Origin of the sequence: Azospirillum brasilense (genome assembly GCF_005222205.1) — a bacterium.
In the GTDB taxonomy this organism is placed as follows: domain Bacteria; phylum Pseudomonadota; class Alphaproteobacteria; order Azospirillales; family Azospirillaceae; genus Azospirillum; species Azospirillum brasilense_G.
On the sequence record NZ_CP032345.1, the window covers coordinates 173,793 to 189,561 of the forward strand.

Here is a 15,769-nt window from a genome sequence, read left to right on the forward strand (position 1 = left end):
CCTTCCCTGGGGCGGGGTGCTGCCGTCCCTTAGGACAGCAGCCCGGCCTTCTTCATCGCGTCGCGGACGGTGGTCCGCGTGCTCTCCGACGCGGCGACCAGCGGCAGGCGAACCTCGTCCGAGGACTTGCCGAGCAGGCTGGCGGCGTATTTCACCGGGGCCGGGCTCGTCTCCACGAACATGGAATCGTGCAGCGGGGTCAGCAGGTCGCGGTACTTGTAGGCGGTGGCGAGATCGCCCTTCCGCCAGGCGTCCTGCATCGCGGCGCACTGGGCCGGCGCGATGTTCGCCGTCACCGAGATGCAGCCGACGCCGCCCTGCGCGTTGAAGGCCAGCGCCGTCGCGTCCTCGCCCGAGAGCTGGATGAAGTCGGGACCGACCTCCTGCAGCAGACGGACCGGGCGGGCCAGATCCGCCGTGGCGTCCTTCACGCCGATGATGTTCGGCAGCTTGGCGAGGCGGGCCATCGTTGCCACCGACATATCCACGACACTGCGGCCGGGAATGTTGTAGATAACGATCGGCAAATCCGCCGCGTCATGGATCGCTTTGAAATGCTGGTACAGACCTTCTTGCGTCGGCTTGTTGTAATAGGGCGTGACGACCAGCGCCGCGGTGGCGCCGGCCTTCTTGGCGTGCCGGGTCAGCGCGATCGCCTCCTCGGTGGAGTTCGACCCGGTGCCGGCGACGACCGGAACCTTCCCGCCCGCGGCCTCGATGCACAGCTCGACGACCCGGTTGTGCTCCTCGTGGGAGAGGGTCGGCGACTCGCCCGTGGTGCCGCACGGAACGAGACCGTGGGTGCCCTGCGCAACCTGCCACTCGACGAAGGACTGGAAGGCGGCCTCGTCCACTTTCCCGTTTTTAAACGGAGTCAAAAGAGCGACGATGGAACCGTACAACATGCCTGCCACCTCCGACGGACTTCAAGAAAAGTGTCGCGCACCTTAGCCGCACCCGTTCCCCCGAGCAAGAGCGCCCGGATGATCATCCGACATGCCACCCGTTCCGCCACCCGTTCCGCCATTGCCGCCGCCCTGCTGGGGCTGATCGTGCTGGCCCAGCCCGCTGGGGCGGCCAGCCTGACGGCGCAGGACCTCGCGGTCTATCGGCAGGCCTTCAAGGCCGCCGACAACGACCGGCACGACGAGGCGCTGCGCCTCGCCGCCCAGGCCTCCAACAAGCTGCCGGCCAAGGTGATCCGCTGGATGGCCCTGGCGACTCCCGGCGGCGGCAGCTTCGACGAGATCGCCGCCTTCATCCGCGAGAACGGCGACTGGCCCAACCAGGCGCAGCTCCGCCGTCAGGCGGAAAAGGCGATGCCCATCGACCTGGACGAGGACCGGGTGCTCGCCTGGTTCAAGCAGTACCCGCCGCTGTCCAACGAAGGCTTCATGCGCTACGCCGACACGCTGCTGGCGACCGGCAACGCCGAGCGGGCGGTGCGGATGGTGCGCGACCGCTGGGTCGAAGCGAACTTCACCTCCGCGGACGAGGAGCAGTTCCTGGCCCGCTACCGCTCCCACCTGCGCCCGCAGGAGCACAAGGCGCGCATCGACCGCCTGCTGTGGGAGCGCCAGGAGGCCGCGGTGCGCCGCATGCTGCCCTTCTTCGACGAGGCCTACGATCTGCTGATCGAGGCGCGGATCGCCCTGGACGGCGACGCCAAGAACGCCGACGCGGCGCTGGCGCGCGTCCCTGCCTCCCTGCGCAACGACCCCGGCCTGCTGTTCGACCGCGCCCGCTACCGCCGTCGCAAGGGCGACGACGCGGGAGCCCTGGAGATCATCGCCCAGGCGCCCAAGGACATGGGCCGCCCGCAGGCGTGGTGGACGGAGCGCCACATCCTGGCCCGCCGCGCCATGGTGAACGGCGACCACAACCTCGCCTACCGTCTGGTCACGGCGCACGGCCAGACCGAGGGCAGCGGCGCGGCGGAGGCGGAATTCCTTGCCGGTTTCCTGGCGCTGCGCTTCCTCGACGATCCGTCGAGCGCCTTCAACCACTTCCACAAGCTCTACCGTTCGGTCGGCGCGCCGATCAGCAAGGCGCGCGGCGCCTACTGGTGCGGGCGCGCGGCCGAGGCGCTGGGCCAGACGGCGCAGGCCAAGGACTGGTACGCCAAGGCCGCCCAGTACGGGACGACCTTCTACGGCCAGCTCGCCGCCCGCCACGCCGGGAGCGGGCGCATCGCCCTGCCCGCCGAGCCGCGCGTGTCGAACGCCGACGCCACCGCCTTCGAGCGGCGGGAGGTGGTCCGCGTGACCAAGCTGCTGGCTGAGATCGAGGGCAACACCGACGAGCGGGTGACCGCCTTCCTGCGCCGCATCAGCCTCGACGCCAAGGAGCCGGCGGATTACGTGCTGGCCGCCAAGCTGGCCCGCGAGGTCGGGCGCCGCGATCTCGCCGTCGCTGCCGCGAAGGACGCTGCGCAGAACGACGTGTTCCTGGTGGAAGCCGGCTACCCGATGATCGAGAGCCGCCCGTCGGCTCCGGAAATCGCCCTGGTGCACGCCATCATCCGGCAGGAAAGCACCTTCAACACCCGCGTGGTGTCGTCGGCCGGTGCGCGCGGCCTGATGCAGCTCATGCCCGGAACGGCGCAGCTCGTCGCCAGCAAGCTGGGGGTCAAGCACGACACCGCCAAGCTGATCAGCGACCCGGACTACAACGTGCGGCTCGGTTCCACCTATCTGGCGGACATGATCGACCGCTTCAACGGCTCCTACATCATGGCGATCGCCGCCTACAACGCCGGCCCGACCCGCGTGCGCCAATGGATCGAGACCTATGGCGATCCGCGGGGCGAAGCCATCGACGCCGTGGACTGGCTGGAACTGATTCCGATCTACGAAACCCGCAACTACGTGCAACGGGTCATGGAGGCCATGCTGGTCTACCGGGCGCGCATCCAGGGCGCCAAGGCGGAGCTGAATCTGGACAAGGAAATCCGGCGATGAATTCCCGACGGTCCCTCGCCCATATCCGACGAGGGACCGTCGCACCGATCAAAGACGAATATTCGAAAGTCACAAAAGCCGGCTTATCTCTGTCACATACCGAAATCGAAATCGTCCAATTTTCGCCCTTTTCGTCTGAAGTGGTAACTCTTCTTCCTGTCCGGAAGATGAATTGCATTTAATGCTCTATTAACCACAACCCGACAGAATTCCCACGCACGGACGGACCGTGTTTCTCTTTATTCCGTGATTGGGAGCCTACCATGCCAGCACCGATGGTCGCCGATGAAGTCCGCCAGGCGTGCCGCATCCACGCGCGCCTTTTAGACGCCTTCATCTCCTTGACGGAACAGGAGCTGGCGCAGCTCGCCCCTGGCTTCGCCGAGGAAAGCCTCATGGAATCGCTGGAGAAGATGCGCGCCGCCCGCAAGAACTACGGCGCCCTGGGCGGTGTCGTCGCCCTGGAGGTGGTGGCCTCAAACGCCGCCTGACCAAAGGCGTTGCGTTCGGGTCGGCCTTCCGTTCGGGAACAGGGGACCGCTAGTCCTGCGGCGTGTCCCCGTTGCCCGCACCACCGGACTGCCGACGCTGCACCTCGCGCCATTTGGCGACGTTCCGATTGTGGTCCGGCAAGGTCTTCGCAAAGACATGCCCGCCGGTCCCATCGGCGACGAAATACAGGAAGTCGTGCTTTTCCGGATGCAAAGCCGCCTGGATGGACGCCCGCCCCGGGTTGGCGATCGGCCCCGGCGGAAGCCCTGCCGCGACGTAGGTGTTGTAAGGCGACTCGAACTTCCAGTCGTTGCGGGTCAAGGCCCGCCCCAACTCCCCGCTGCCGTCGGTCAGCGCGTAGATCACCGTCGGGTCCGACTGGAGCTTCATGCCAGTCTCCAGGCGGTTGACGAAGACGCCCGCCACCTTGGCGCGCTCCGCCGCGACGCCGGTCTCCTTCTCCACGATGGACGCCATGGTCAGCGCCTGCTGCGGAGTCTCGTAGGGCAGGTCCGGGCCACGGTTCTTCCAGGCGTCGTTCAGCGCCTGGGTCATGGCGTGCTGCATCCGCTCGACCAGGGCCGAGCGCGAGTCGCCGTAGGAATAGTGATAGGTTTCAGGGAGCACGGTGCCGTTCTTCGGAACCGTCTTCACCTCGCCGCTCAGCGCCGGCTCGGCGTCGAGCAGGGCAACCACCTGGGCGGAGGTCAGTCCCTCCGGCACCGTGAAGCGGCGGACCACGGTCTTGCCCTGACGCAGCATCTCCAGCACGCCGTCGACGCTGATTCCGGCCGGGAACGCGTACTCGCCGGCTTTCAGCGGCCCCTGGAGCTTGGCGGCGAACAGGAAAAGGATCGGGGACTCGACGACCCCCGCGTCTTCCAAGGTCAGCGCGATCGCTTCCAGCCCGCTCCCGCGCGGAATGACGACCGTCTCGGCGTGCTCGAGCGGTCCGGGGGCCATCACGCGGAGGGCACCCCAGAACACCAACCCGCTGCCCGCGGTGAGGACGGTCAACGCCCCCGCCGCGATTCGGAGGCCCCAACCCATCGGCGGTCTCCGCGATGCGTCGCCGCTCAGGCGAATTCCTTGAAGACCAGGGAGGCGTTGGTGCCGCCGAAGCCGAAGGAGTTCGACAGCGCGGCCCGCACGCGGCGCTCCTGCGCAACCTTCGGAACGAGGTTGACGCCGAGGCAGCTCTCCGACGGGTTCTCAAGGTTCAGCGTCGGCGGAACCAGGCTGTGGTTGATCGCCTTGATCGAGTAGATCGCCTCGACCGCGCCGGCGGCCCCCAGCAGATGGCCGATGGCCGACTTGGTGGAGGACATGGCGAGCTTGTCCATCGCCCCACCGAACAGACGCTTCACCGCGCCCAACTCGATCTCGTCGCCCAGCGGCGTCGAGGTGCCGTGCGCGTTGACGTAGTCGATGTCCGACGGCTCCATCCCGGCCCGCTTTAGCGCGTTGCGCATGGCGCGGAACCCGCCGTTGCCATCTTCCGCCGGGGCGGAGATGTGGTAGGCGTCGCCGGACATGCCGTAGCCGACCACTTCGGCGTAGATGTGGGCGCCGCGCTTCTTGGCGTGCTCCAGCTCCTCGAGGACGACGACACCGGCGCCCTCGCCGATCACGAAGCCGTCACGGTCCTTGTCGTAGGGACGCGACGCCTTTTCCGGCGTGTCGTTGAAATTCGTGGACAGGGCGCGCATGGCGGCGAAACCGCCGACGCCCAGGCGGCTGACCGCCGCTTCCGTGCCGCCGGCGACCATCACGTCCGCGTCACCCAGCATGATCAGGCGCGAGGCGTCGCCGATGGCGTGCGCGCCGGTCGAGCAGGCCGTGACCACCGCGTGGTTCGGACCCTTGAAGCCGTGCTGGATGGAGATGTGACCGGACGCCAGATTGATGAGGCAGGCCGGAATGAAGAAGGGGGAGATGCGGCGCGGGCCCTTTTCGGCCAGGGTGACCGCACCATCGGCGATGCCCGGCAGGCCGCCGATGCCCGAGCCCACCATGACGCCGGTGAGTTCGCGCTCTTCCTCGGTCTGGGGAACCCAGCCGGAATCCTTGATCGCTTCGTGGGCGGCGGCGATGGCGAAGATGATGAAATCATCCATCTTCCGCTGGTCCTTCGGCGGAACGAAGGCATCGGGGTTGAACAACCCCTCACCATCCCCGCGCGGAACCTGCCCGGCAACTTTCGAGGCCAGATCGGAGGCGTCAAAACCCGTGATGGCGCGGATGCCCGATTGGCTGGCGGTCAGACGCTCCCAGTTGAGCTTGTGGCCGACACCGAGCGGCGTGACCAGACCAAGGCCGGTAACGACGACACGTCTCATGGGGTATTCCTTGACCTTTCCTCGGAAAACTCAGCGACGGCCAGGCCACTTTGAAAAGCTGCCTGGCCTTCTTGCGCCACGCCTGATCAGGCGGCGGCGTTCGCCTTGATGAAGTCGATGGCGTCCTTCACCGTCAGAATCTTCTCGGCGGCGTCGTCCGGAATCTCGCAGCCGAACTCTTCCTCGAAAGCCATAACCAGCTCGACCGTGTCGAGGCTGTCGGCGCCGAGATCGTCGATGAAGGAGGCGTTCTCCGTCACCTTCGACTCCTCGACCCCGAGGTGGTCCACAACGATCTTCTTAACGCGCTCGGCGACATCGCTCATTTTTTTAGACCTTCCAATCCTTGAGACCGCTCGGGCGAATTCGGCCGGCTCAACACGCGGCTGCGTGCCTTCCTGCCACAAAAAGCCCCGTCCGATAACACATTTTTACAGCCTTGACCAGCGCCCGCGGGAGCCGGTCCGAACCTGTGGTTCAGGCAGCGAATCCGCCTCAGATCATGGCCATGCCGCCGTTGATGTGCAGCGTCTGGCCGGTGACATAGGCGGCCTCATCGCTCGCCAGGTACACGACTCCGGCGGCGATTTCCCCCGGCTCGCCCATGCGGCCGGAAGGAATGGCGGTGAGCAGCTTGTCCTTCTGCTCGGAATTCAGGGCGTCGGTCATCGCCGTGGTGATGAAACCCGGCGCGACGCAGTTCACGGTGATGCCGCGCGACGCGACCTCCGCCGCCAGCGACTTCGACATGCCGATCATGCCGGCCTTGGAGGCGGCGTAGTTGGCCTGCCCGGGGTTGCCGGTGACGCCGACGATCGAGGTGATGCCGATGATGCGGCCCCAGCGGCGCTTCATCATGCCGCGCAGCACGGCGCGCGACAGGCGGAAGGCAGCGGTCAGGTTGACGTCCAGCACCGACTGCCAGTCGTCGTCCTTCATGCGCATGGCGAGCTGGTCGCGGGTCAGGCCGGCGTTGTTCACCAGGATGTCGATCTGGCCGAGGGCGGCCTCCGCGTCCTTGGCGAGCTGCTCGGTTCCAGCGGCGTCGGCGAGGTTGCCGGGCACCACCAGGGCACGCTCGCCCAGTTCGGCGGCGAGCGCCTCCAGCGGGGCGACGCGGGTGCCGGACAGGGCGACGGTGGCGCCCTGCGCGTGCAGCGCGCGGGCGATCTGCGCCCCGATGCCACCCGAGGCGCCGGTGACCAGCGCCTTCTTTCCGGTCAGGTCGAACATGGAATGCCTCACAGGGTCTTCAGGAACGATTCGACGTCCGCCGGCCCCTGGACGGAGGTTCCGGCCAACTCCTTGTCGATGCGCTTGGCGAGACCCGACAGCACCTTGCCGGAGCCCAGCTCGATCAGCGTGTCGACGCCCTGCTCCTTCATATAGAGCACGCTCTCGCGCCAGCGAACCATGCCGGTCACCTGTTCCACCAGAAGGCGGCGGATCTGGTTGGGATCCGACACGGCCGACGCGGTCACGTTGGCGACCACCGGGACCGCCGGCGCGTTGATCGTCACGTTGGCCAGGGCCTCGGCCATGGCGTCGGCGGCGGGCTGCATCAGCGGGCAGTGGAAGGGCGCGCTGACCGGCAGGCGCACGGTGCGCTTGAGCCCGCGCTCCGCCGCGATCACGATGGCGCGGTCGATGGCCTCGGCGTGGCCGGAGATCACCACCTGCCCCGACGAATTGTCGTTGGCGACGGTGCAAACCTCGGTCTGGCCCGCGGGGGTCTTGGCGGCGTCGGCGGCGATGGCCTGGGCCTGCTCCAGCTCGGCGCCCAGCAGGGCGGCCATGGCGCCCTGCCCGACCGGCACGGCCTTCTGCATGGCCTGGCCACGCAGCTTCAGCAGGCGCGCGGTGTCGGCCAGCGTGAAGGCGCCGGCGGCGCACAGGGCCGAATACTCGCCAAGCGAATGGCCGGCGACGAAGGCCGCATGCTTGCCCAAATCGAGCCCGCCCTGGTCCTTCAGCACCCGCATAACCGCGACGCTGACGGCCATCAGGGCCGGCTGGGCGTTCTCGGTCAGCGTCAGGTCGGCCTCGGGGCCTTCGAACATCAGGCGGGACAGGCGCTGGTTCAGCGCGTCGTCGACCTCTTCAAAGGTGAGCCGCGCGACCTCGAACGCCTCGGCCAGCTCACGGCCCATGCCGACGGCTTGGCTGCCCTGGCCCGGAAAGACGAACGCCCTGGTCATGCTGTCTGGGAACCCTAGTAAAAAGGCGTGCCACCCGCGGCACCGCCGTTGAATTCGGCGACAGTCATACCCGGCCTTTCGGGCAAGTCAAGCGATGCTCAACGTTGATGGGCTGGAATTGGTGCCTTTCTGTTGCTTTTCCGGCATTTTTTCATTGCTGCGATGCAAAGGCGAACGGAGAAAAGGGCTATTCCAAGGCACGCCGAAGGCCCCGATGCCGGAATCGTCGGCCGGCTCGTGTTTCCGCTTGTCGGGATAGGGCTTTTGTGCATACTGCGCCGCTTCATAACTCCTTGCCGGTGGCCCGCGTGCCGTCGGCTAGGCCCGGGCGGCTGATCCTGTCCATAGGGGATGGGGCGCAGCGCCGGACCATGAACAGCCATGGGGAGTACAATGGCTCTTTACGAGTGCGTGCTGATCGCGCGCCAGGACATCTCGGCCGCCCAGGCCGAGCAGCTCGGCGAGCAGTTCGCCCAGATCATTCGCGACAACGGCGGCCAGGTCGCCAAGACCGAATACTGGGGTCTGAAGACGCTCACCTACAAGATCAAGAAGAACCGCAAGGGTCACTACACCCTGTTCAACCTTGACGCCCCCGCCGCCGCCGTCCTCGAGATGGAGCGCAACATGGGCATCAACGAGGACGTGCTGCGCTTCATGACCGTCCGCGTCGATGCGCTGGACGCCAACCCGTCGGTGATGATGCAGAGCCGCGGCGAGCGTGGTGACCGCGGCGATCGCGGCGACCGCGGCCCGCGCCGCTTCGAGGATCGTGGCCCGCGCCCGCCGCGCCGCCAGGAGCCCACCGTTGCCGAAGGGGAGAACGCCTAAATGTCCGACAAGCAGACCTCGGGCGCTCCGGCCCGCACCGGTGGCGGTCCCCGCCGTCCGTTCTTCCGCCGCCGCAAGACCTGCCCGTTCTCGGGCGCGAACGCCCCGGCGATCGACTACAAGGACGTCAAGCTCCTGTCCCGCTTCATCTCCGAGCGTGGCAAGATCGTGCCGAGCCGCATCACCGCGGTTTCCGCGAAGAAGCAGCGCGAACTCGCCCGCGCCATCAAGCGCGCCCGTTTCCTGGCCCTGCTTCCCTACGTGGTGAAGTAAGGATCAAAACGGACAACAGGCAAAGGTAATCCCATGGCCTCGCCCCTGGCCGCCCCTCTGGCGGCTGCCATCGGTGTCGGCGTGGTCAGCGCTTTCTTCTATCTCGCCGTCCTGTTCGGCGGGTTCGGGGCGCTGATCCTGGGCTATCTGGCGCCGCTGCCGCTGTTCCTCGCGGGACTGTGGCTCGGCTCCACCGCCTCCCTACTCGCCGGTGCGGCGGGGACGGTGGCGGTCCTGGCGGTGTCGTCCAGCGTCCTGGTGTCTCTCGCCTATCTGGTGACCGCGGCTGTCCCGGTCATCCTGGTGGTGCGGCAGGCGCTGCTGGCGCGGGCGGCTCCCGACGGGGGTGTGGAATGGTATCCTCCGGGCCGGCTCCTGATGGCGCTGACCGGAATGGGACTGGCGGGCCTTCTGGGCGCCGCGGTTCTGACGCTCGATCAGCCCGGCGGGCTGGAGGGCGCGGTGCGGGAAACGCTGGGCCGCATGGCGGACCAGATGTTCTCCGCGCAGGGCCATCAGGCCCCGGACCCGCAGGACATCTGGATGGCCGAGGTGTTGCCGGGCTTCGCGGTGATCTCATGGCTCGTCATGACGATCGTCAACGGAGCCCTGGCGCAGGGCGTGCTGATGCGGTTCGGCCGCAACAAGCGCCCCGCCATGCGGCTGGACGACCTGGAACTGCCCCGGTGGCTCGCCACCGCGTTCCTGCTGGCCATGGTGACGGCCTCGCTGGCGTCGGACCCGGTCGGGTTCCTCGCGGTCAACGCCGCGCTGATCCTGGCCTTGCCATTCGCCTTTGCCGGGCTTTCGGTGGTGCATGTGTTCGCCCGAAGCCGGTCGGCCAAGCTGCCGATCCTCATCGGGTTCTACATGTTCCTGTTTCTTTTCGGTTGGCCGATCGTGCTGATGGTCGGTCTTGGCATGATCGAGCAATGGATTGGGCTGCGTCGCCGTCTCCGGCCCGCCGGCCCCGATCAGGAGGACGAGTGATGGAAGTTATTCTGCTGGAGCGGGTCGAGAAGCTCGGCCAGATGGGCCAGGTCGTGAAGGTGCGTCCCGGCTTCGCCCGCAACTATCTGCTGCCGCAGAAGAAGGCCATGCGCGCCACCAAGGCGAACATGGCGTTCTTCGAGAAGCAGAAGGCCCACCTGGAGGCCGTCAACCTGGAGCGCCGCAAGGACGCCGAGCAGGTTGCCGCCAAGATGAACGACGTGACGGTCGTCGTGATCCGTCAGGCCGGCGAGACCGGCGTGCTGTACGGTTCGGTGACGCCGCGCGACGTCGCGGACGCCCTTGACGCCGCCGGCTACAAGGTCGACCGCAAGCAGGTGTCGATCGAGACCCCGATCAAGACGCTGGGCCTGTTCAAGCTGCGCGTCGTCCTGCACCCCGAGGTGAGCGTCTCCGTCACGGTGAACGTCGCCCGCTCGCAGGAAGAGGCCGAGCTGCAGCTGTCCCGTGGTGGCATGGTCACCGCGGCCGACCTGCGCGACGACGAGGACGAGATCGAGGAGGCCCCCGAGGCCGCCGAGGCCGAGGTTTCCGAGGAGGGCTGACCGCCCGCTCAACGAGACCAGTCCGCTCGTCCGGAAGCCGCCCGCCCCCGAAAGGGGCGAGGCGGCTTTTCCGCTTTTGGCGCCCCCAGTCATCCGCCCTCCCCCATCCGGATGCGCCGGACGCCCCGCCCCCTGCCTCGTCCGGCGGGTTGCCTCTCCCCGCTCCGAACTCCGACTCTCGTTCCTGGTGATTCGCTCGCGGCGAACGTCCAGACCGAGTCGTGTTCGACGGATGGGGAGATGCGCGATGCTGCTTGCCGGCCTGCTCAGCCCGGCCCTGACCGCCGGCGCCCTGGACATCGTCGGCGCCGATGGGCGGAGGCACCGGGTGGGGGTCGGCATCCCGTCCCTCACCCTGCGTCTGCACGACAAGGCGCTGCACCGCGACCTCGTGATGAATCCGCGGCTGCGATTCGGGGAGGCCTACATGGACGGCCGCCTGACCATTGAAGGCGGCTCCGTCTATGATTTCCTGGCGCTGCTGAGCGCGGGGACGGACAATGTCCAGGGCGTTCTGGGCAACCTGAGGGAAGCCCTCTCCCCCGCGCTGCGGCTCATCCAGCAGAGCAATCCCTTGCGGCGGTCGCGGCGCAACGTGGCCCATCACTACGACCTGTCACGGTCCTTCTTCGAGCTGTTCCTCGACCGCGACCTGCAATATTCCTGCGCCTACTTCCCCACCCCGGACACCGGGCTGGACGAGGCCCAGGACGCCAAGAAGCGGCACATCGCGGCGAAGCTGCTGCTTCAGCCGGGCATGCGCGTCCTGGACATCGGCTGCGGCTGGGGCGGCATGGCGCTCTATCTCGCCCGCATGACCGGCGCCCAGGTCACCGGAATCACCCTGTCCCGCGAACAGCTCGCGGTGGCGCGGGAGCGGGCGGCCCATGCCGGGCTGGCCGGTCAGGTCCGCTTCGAACTGCGCGACTACCGGCAAATGGAAGGGCGCTTCGACCGCATCGTCTCGGTCGGCATGTTCGAGCATGTCGGCGCGCCCCATTACCCGGCCTTCTTCGCCAAACTGCGCGACCTGCTGGCCGAGGACGGGGTGGCGTTGCTTCACTCCATCGGCCGGTCGGACGGGCCGGGTTCCACCAACCCTTGGTTCCGCAAGTACATCTTTCCCGGCGGCTATTCGCCCGCCCTGTCGGAGGTGATCCCGGCGGTGGAGAAGGCCGGGCTGTGGAACACCGACATCGAGATCCTGCGCCTCCATTACGCCGAGACGCTGCGCCACTGGCGGGAGCGCTTCGCGGCCCGGCGGGAGGAGGCCCGCGCAATGTACGACGAGCGCTTCTGCAGGATGTGGGAATTCTATCTGGCGGGGGCCGAAATCAGCTTCCGCTACCAGGGGCACATGGTTTTCCAGATGCAGCTGGCGCGCTCGCTGGGCGCCGTTCCGCTCGTCCGCGACTACATGCAGCGCACCGAAACGGCCTTGGCCGAGGCCGTGCCGCCGCCCTTGCGGACGGGGCGGAACGTCGGCGCGAACAACGTGTGACCAGAGGTGCCCGCGCCGCATCGACCCACAGCTTTGGCGAGTCATGAAGACATTGATACAATGCCCTGTTTCCGACTTACCCCCAGCTTTAACCGGCTGTGGGCAAAAGTTACTCACAGGAATGTGGGTAGATTTACCCCGATCGCACAGCTTTGCGCCCCGCCCTTTGCTAAAGTGCCGTCATGGATGACAAGACCACCCAGCTTTTCGAGCCGCGCCCCCTCGACGGCGGGCTGTCCCGTGCCGGTGCCGCGAAGCCGACGGCGGAATACCGCACGCCGCCGCACAACGAGGAGGCTGAACAGGCGCTCCTCGGCGCCATCCTGGTGAACAACAAGGCGTATGAGAAGGTCGGCGAGTTCCTGCGCGCCGAGCATTTCTACGACCCGGCGCACCAGCGCATCTTCTCGGCCATCGCCAAGATGGTGGAGCGCGGCCAGATCGCCAACCCGGTGACGCTGAAGGCCTATTTCGACAACGACGTCGAACTGGCCCCGGACGGTGGCGCCGGCTATCTGGCGCAGCTCGCCGCCAACGTGGTGACGGTGGTCAACGCCGGCGATTACGGCAAGACGATCCATGACCTGTTCCTGCGCCGGCAGCTGATCGAGGTCGGCACGGACATGGTGAACGAGGCGTATCAGCACGACCTCGACATCGACGCCATGGACCAGATCGAGACGGCGGAGAAGCAGCTCTTCGACCTCGCCTCGACCGGCGACGTGCGCGGCGGCTTCATCGCCTTCTCCGAGTCGCTGAAGGCAGCCATCGCCACCGCGGAGACGGCCTTCCGCCGGTCCAGCCACGTCACCGGCGTGACCACCGGCCTGCGCGACATGGACCGCAAGCTGGGCGGCCTGCACCCGTCGGACCTCATCATCCTGGCCGGGCGCCCCTCCATGGGCAAGACGGCGCTGGCCACCAACATCGCCTTCAACGCCGCCAAGGCGCACATGCGCACCAACGGCGGCGAGGGCGCGCCGGTCGGCTTCTTCTCGCTGGAAATGTCGGCGGAACAGCTCGCCACCCGTATCCTGGCCGGCGAGGCCGAGGTGTCGGGCGACAAGATCCGCCGCGGCGAGATCAAGGACAGCGACTTCCCGAAGTTCGTCGCGGCCAGCCAGGAGCTCAGCCGCGTCCCCTTCTTCGTGGACGACACGCCGGCCCTGACCATCGCCGCGGTGCGCACCCGCTGCCGCCGGCTGAAGCGCACGCACGGGCTGGGCATGGTGGTGGTCGACTATCTCCAGCTGCTGCGCGGCGGCTCGACCAAGGGCAACGAGAACCGCGTGCAGGAAATCTCGGAGATCACGCGCGGCCTGAAGGCCATCGCCAAGGAGCTGGAGGTGCCGGTGCTGGCCCTGTCCCAGCTCAGCCGCGCGGTGGAAATGCGCGAGGACAAACGGCCGCAGCTCGCCGACCTGCGCGAATCGGGCTCCATCGAGCAGGACGCCGACGTGGTGATGTTCGTTTACCGCGAACAGTACTATCTTGAGCGCGCCGAGCCGGCCCGCCGGCCGGAGGAGACGGAGGACAAGTACAACGACCGCTACGCCAACTGGCAGAAGCGCTACGCCGAGGTGCACAACACCGCGGAGGCGATCATCGCCAAACAGCGCCACGGCCCGATCGGCAGCGTCCGCATGTTCTTCGACGGACAGTTCACGAAATTCGGCGACCTCGACACGACCCATGACTTCGGCCCCACTGAGTAGTGATCCGCTGGCCCGCTCCGGCGCCGTCCTGACCATCGACCTCGGCGCCGTGGTCGCCAACTGGACGCAGCTCCGCGACCGGGTGGCCCCGGCGGAATGCGCCGCCGTGGTCAAGGCGAACGCCTATGGCCTGGGGGTGGAGCGCGTCGTTCCGGCGCTCGCCGCCGCCGGCTGCCGGACCTTCGTGGTCGCCCAGTTCGAGGAGGCGCTGGCCGTGCGCGCCGTGGCGCCGGCGGAGGCCCGCGTGCTGTCGCTGGGCGGCCTGCCCGCCGGCACCGCGCCGGACTTCACGGCCCGGCGCATCCTGCCGGTGCTGAACCATCTGGGCGACATCGCGGCGTGGCAGGCCCACGCCCGGGCGCAGGGAACGGCCCTGCCCGCCGTCGTCCACATTGACACCGGCATGAACCGACTCGGGCTCGGTCCGGACGAGCTGGACACGCTGGTCGGCGACCTCTCCCGGCTGGAGGGGGTGGACGTCCGGGTCTGGATGACCCACCTCGCCTGCGCCGACGAAGACTCGGTGATGAACAGCCAGCAGCTCGGGCGTTTCCGTTCGGCGATCGGGCGCCTGCCCGCGGCCGAGGCGAGTTTCGCCAATTCCTCCGGGATCTTCCACGGAACGGCCTTTCATTTCGACCTTGTGCGGCCCGGCTGCGCGCTCTACGGCGTCAATCCGACGCCCGCCGCGGCGAACCCGATGCGGGACACGATCCGGCTCGACGCCCGGCTGCTTCAGGTGCGCAACGTTGACAGCCCTATGACCGTTGGCTACGGTGCCACGCACCGCGTTGCGGCGAGAGGAAAAATCGCAACCATCGCAGTGGGTTATGCCGACGGATATCTGCGTTCGCTCAGCGGGCGCGGCCATGTCTTCGTCAATGGCGTGGCCGCTCCGGTGGTTGGGCGTGTTTCGATGGATCTGGTGACGGTGGATGTCAGCCACCTTCCCGACGAGGCGGTGACGCCCGGCGGGCTGGTGGAGCTGATCGGCCCGAACCGCCCGGTGGACACCGTGGCGAGCGAGGGCGGCACCATCGGTTACGAGATCCTGACCTCGCTGGGCGCGCGTTACCACAGGGTCTACCGCGACCCGCCGCCGCCTGAGGTCGCTTGATGGGTTTCCTTGCCGCCACCGGACGGGCCTTCCTGATCTTTCTGGAAGCCACCGGAAAGCTCGCCATGTTCACCGGCGCCGCCCTGTCGCACTGCGTGCGCCCGCCGTTCTACCCGCGGCAGATCCTGCGCCAGATGATCGACATCGGCTATTACTCGCTGCCGGTGGTCGGGCTGACCGCGCTGTTCACCGGCATGGTGCTGGCGCTGCAGAGCTATTCCGGCTTTTCCCGTTTCCAGGCGGAGGGCGCCATCGCCACGGTGGTCGCCCTGTCGGTGACGCGGGAACTGGGGCCGGTGCTGGGCGGCTTGATGGTCGCCGGGCGCATCGGCGCCGCCATGGCCGCCGAGATCGGCACCATGCGCGTGACCGAGCAGATCGACGCGCTGTCGACCCTGTCGACCAACCCCTTCAAGTATCTGGTGGCGCCGCGCCTGATCGCCGGGCTGGCCATGCTGCCGCTGCTGGTGCTGGTGGCGGACATCATCGGCGTGTTCGGCGGCTTCCTGGTCGGCGTCTACCGGCTGGACTTCAACCCGGCCTCCTACATCGGCCGGACCTGGGAGTTCCTGGAGCCGGTCGACGTGATCTCCGGCCTCGTCAAGGCGGCGGTGTTCGGGTTCATGGTCTCGCTGATGGGCTGCTACCACGGCTACCATTCGCGCGGCGGCGCCCAGGGTGTGGGTGCGGCGACGACCAACGCGGTGGTGTCGGCCTCCATCCTGATCCTGGTGTGGAACTACCTCATCACCGGCATCTTCTTCTCGACGAAGTGAGCGCAGAGCAA

General features: G+C 67.6%; 16 protein-coding genes. 10 read left to right on the forward strand and 6 right to left on the reverse strand.

The genetic code is table 11. From position 1 onward, the window contains the following. Nucleotides 1-29 precede the first annotated feature (29 nt). Nucleotides 30-905: a 4-hydroxy-tetrahydrodipicolinate synthase gene (dapA, locus tag D3869_RS00875; RefSeq protein WP_137138567.1), complete on the reverse strand. Its 876-nt coding sequence runs from the start codon at nucleotides 903-905 to the stop codon at nucleotides 30-32. A gap of 78 nt (nucleotides 906-983) precedes the next feature. Here dapA and D3869_RS00880 point away from each other — a divergent pair, with 78 nt between their 5' ends. After that, nucleotides 984-2,960: a lytic transglycosylase domain-containing protein gene (locus D3869_RS00880; protein ID WP_137138568.1), complete on the forward strand. Its 1,977-nt coding sequence runs from the start codon at nucleotides 984-986 to the stop codon at nucleotides 2,958-2,960. 263 nt (nucleotides 2,961-3,223) lie between these two features. Further along, nucleotides 3,224-3,451 carry a hypothetical protein gene (locus tag D3869_RS00885; protein ID WP_137138569.1) on the forward strand — a complete coding sequence of 76 codons (228 nt, stop codon included), beginning with the start codon at nucleotides 3,224-3,226 and terminating at the stop codon, nucleotides 3,449-3,451. A 49-nt stretch (nucleotides 3,452-3,500) separates the two neighbouring features. Here D3869_RS00885 and mltG read toward each other — a convergent pair whose 3' ends face one another. From mltG to fabD, 5 genes are all read right to left on the reverse strand, one after another. Beyond that, a complete protein-coding gene (gene mltG, locus D3869_RS00890; protein ID WP_137138570.1) occupies nucleotides 3,501-4,502 on the reverse strand; it encodes an endolytic transglycosylase MltG in 1,002 nt (333 codons plus the stop codon). A gap of 26 nt (nucleotides 4,503-4,528) precedes the next feature. Beyond that, complete coding sequence (gene fabF, locus D3869_RS00895; RefSeq protein ID WP_137138571.1) at nucleotides 4,529-5,791, reverse strand: beta-ketoacyl-ACP synthase II; 1,263 nt, start codon at nucleotides 5,789-5,791, stop codon at nucleotides 4,529-4,531. A gap of 86 nt (nucleotides 5,792-5,877) precedes the next feature. Then, nucleotides 5,878-6,117, reverse strand: a complete 240-nt coding sequence (locus D3869_RS00900) for an acyl carrier protein (RefSeq protein WP_014240383.1) — start codon at nucleotides 6,115-6,117, stop codon at nucleotides 5,878-5,880. A gap of 169 nt (nucleotides 6,118-6,286) precedes the next feature. Next, complete coding sequence (fabG, locus tag D3869_RS00905; RefSeq protein WP_014240382.1) at nucleotides 6,287-7,024, reverse strand: 3-oxoacyl-[acyl-carrier-protein] reductase; 738 nt, start codon at nucleotides 7,022-7,024, stop codon at nucleotides 6,287-6,289. An 8-nt stretch (nucleotides 7,025-7,032) separates the two neighbouring features. Further along, nucleotides 7,033-7,989, reverse strand: a complete 957-nt coding sequence (fabD, locus tag D3869_RS00910) for an ACP S-malonyltransferase (RefSeq protein ID WP_137138572.1) — start codon at nucleotides 7,987-7,989, stop codon at nucleotides 7,033-7,035. 393 nt (nucleotides 7,990-8,382) lie between these two features. Here fabD and rpsF point away from each other — a divergent pair, with 393 nt between their 5' ends. From rpsF to D3869_RS00950, 8 genes are all read left to right on the forward strand, one after another. Next, on the forward strand, nucleotides 8,383-8,820 hold the full coding sequence (gene rpsF, locus D3869_RS00915; protein ID WP_014240380.1) for a 30S ribosomal protein S6: 438 nt from the start codon (nucleotides 8,383-8,385) through the stop codon (nucleotides 8,818-8,820). Then, nucleotides 8,821-9,093, forward strand: coding sequence for a 30S ribosomal protein S18 (rpsR, locus tag D3869_RS00920; RefSeq protein ID WP_014240379.1), 273 nt, complete (start codon nucleotides 8,821-8,823; stop codon nucleotides 9,091-9,093). 33 nt (nucleotides 9,094-9,126) lie between these two features. Further along, nucleotides 9,127-10,083: a DUF2232 domain-containing protein gene (locus D3869_RS00925; RefSeq protein WP_137138573.1), complete on the forward strand. Its 957-nt coding sequence runs from the start codon at nucleotides 9,127-9,129 to the stop codon at nucleotides 10,081-10,083. Continuing rightward, nucleotides 10,083-10,649 (forward strand): 50S ribosomal protein L9, encoded by a 567-nt coding sequence (gene rplI, locus D3869_RS00930; protein WP_137138574.1) that lies wholly within the window; start codon nucleotides 10,083-10,085, stop codon nucleotides 10,647-10,649. Before D3869_RS00925 ends, rplI begins: the two co-directional genes overlap by 1 nt. A gap of 247 nt (nucleotides 10,650-10,896) precedes the next feature. Continuing rightward, complete coding sequence (locus D3869_RS00935) at nucleotides 10,897-12,150, forward strand: SAM-dependent methyltransferase (RefSeq protein ID WP_137138575.1); 1,254 nt, start codon at nucleotides 10,897-10,899, stop codon at nucleotides 12,148-12,150. 182 nt (nucleotides 12,151-12,332) lie between these two features. Further along, entirely contained in the window at nucleotides 12,333-13,865 is a 1,533-nt protein-coding gene (locus tag D3869_RS00940; RefSeq protein WP_137138576.1) for a replicative DNA helicase, read from the forward strand. After that, nucleotides 13,843-14,982 carry an alanine racemase gene (gene alr, locus D3869_RS00945; protein WP_137138577.1) on the forward strand — a complete coding sequence of 380 codons (1,140 nt, stop codon included), beginning with the start codon at nucleotides 13,843-13,845 and terminating at the stop codon, nucleotides 14,980-14,982. Before D3869_RS00940 ends, alr begins: the two co-directional genes overlap by 23 nt. Further along, complete coding sequence (locus D3869_RS00950; RefSeq protein ID WP_014240372.1) at nucleotides 14,982-15,758, forward strand: MlaE family ABC transporter permease; 777 nt, start codon at nucleotides 14,982-14,984, stop codon at nucleotides 15,756-15,758. The genes alr and D3869_RS00950 overlap by 1 nt, the downstream gene beginning before the upstream one ends. Nucleotides 15,759-15,769: the final 11 nt, after the last annotated feature.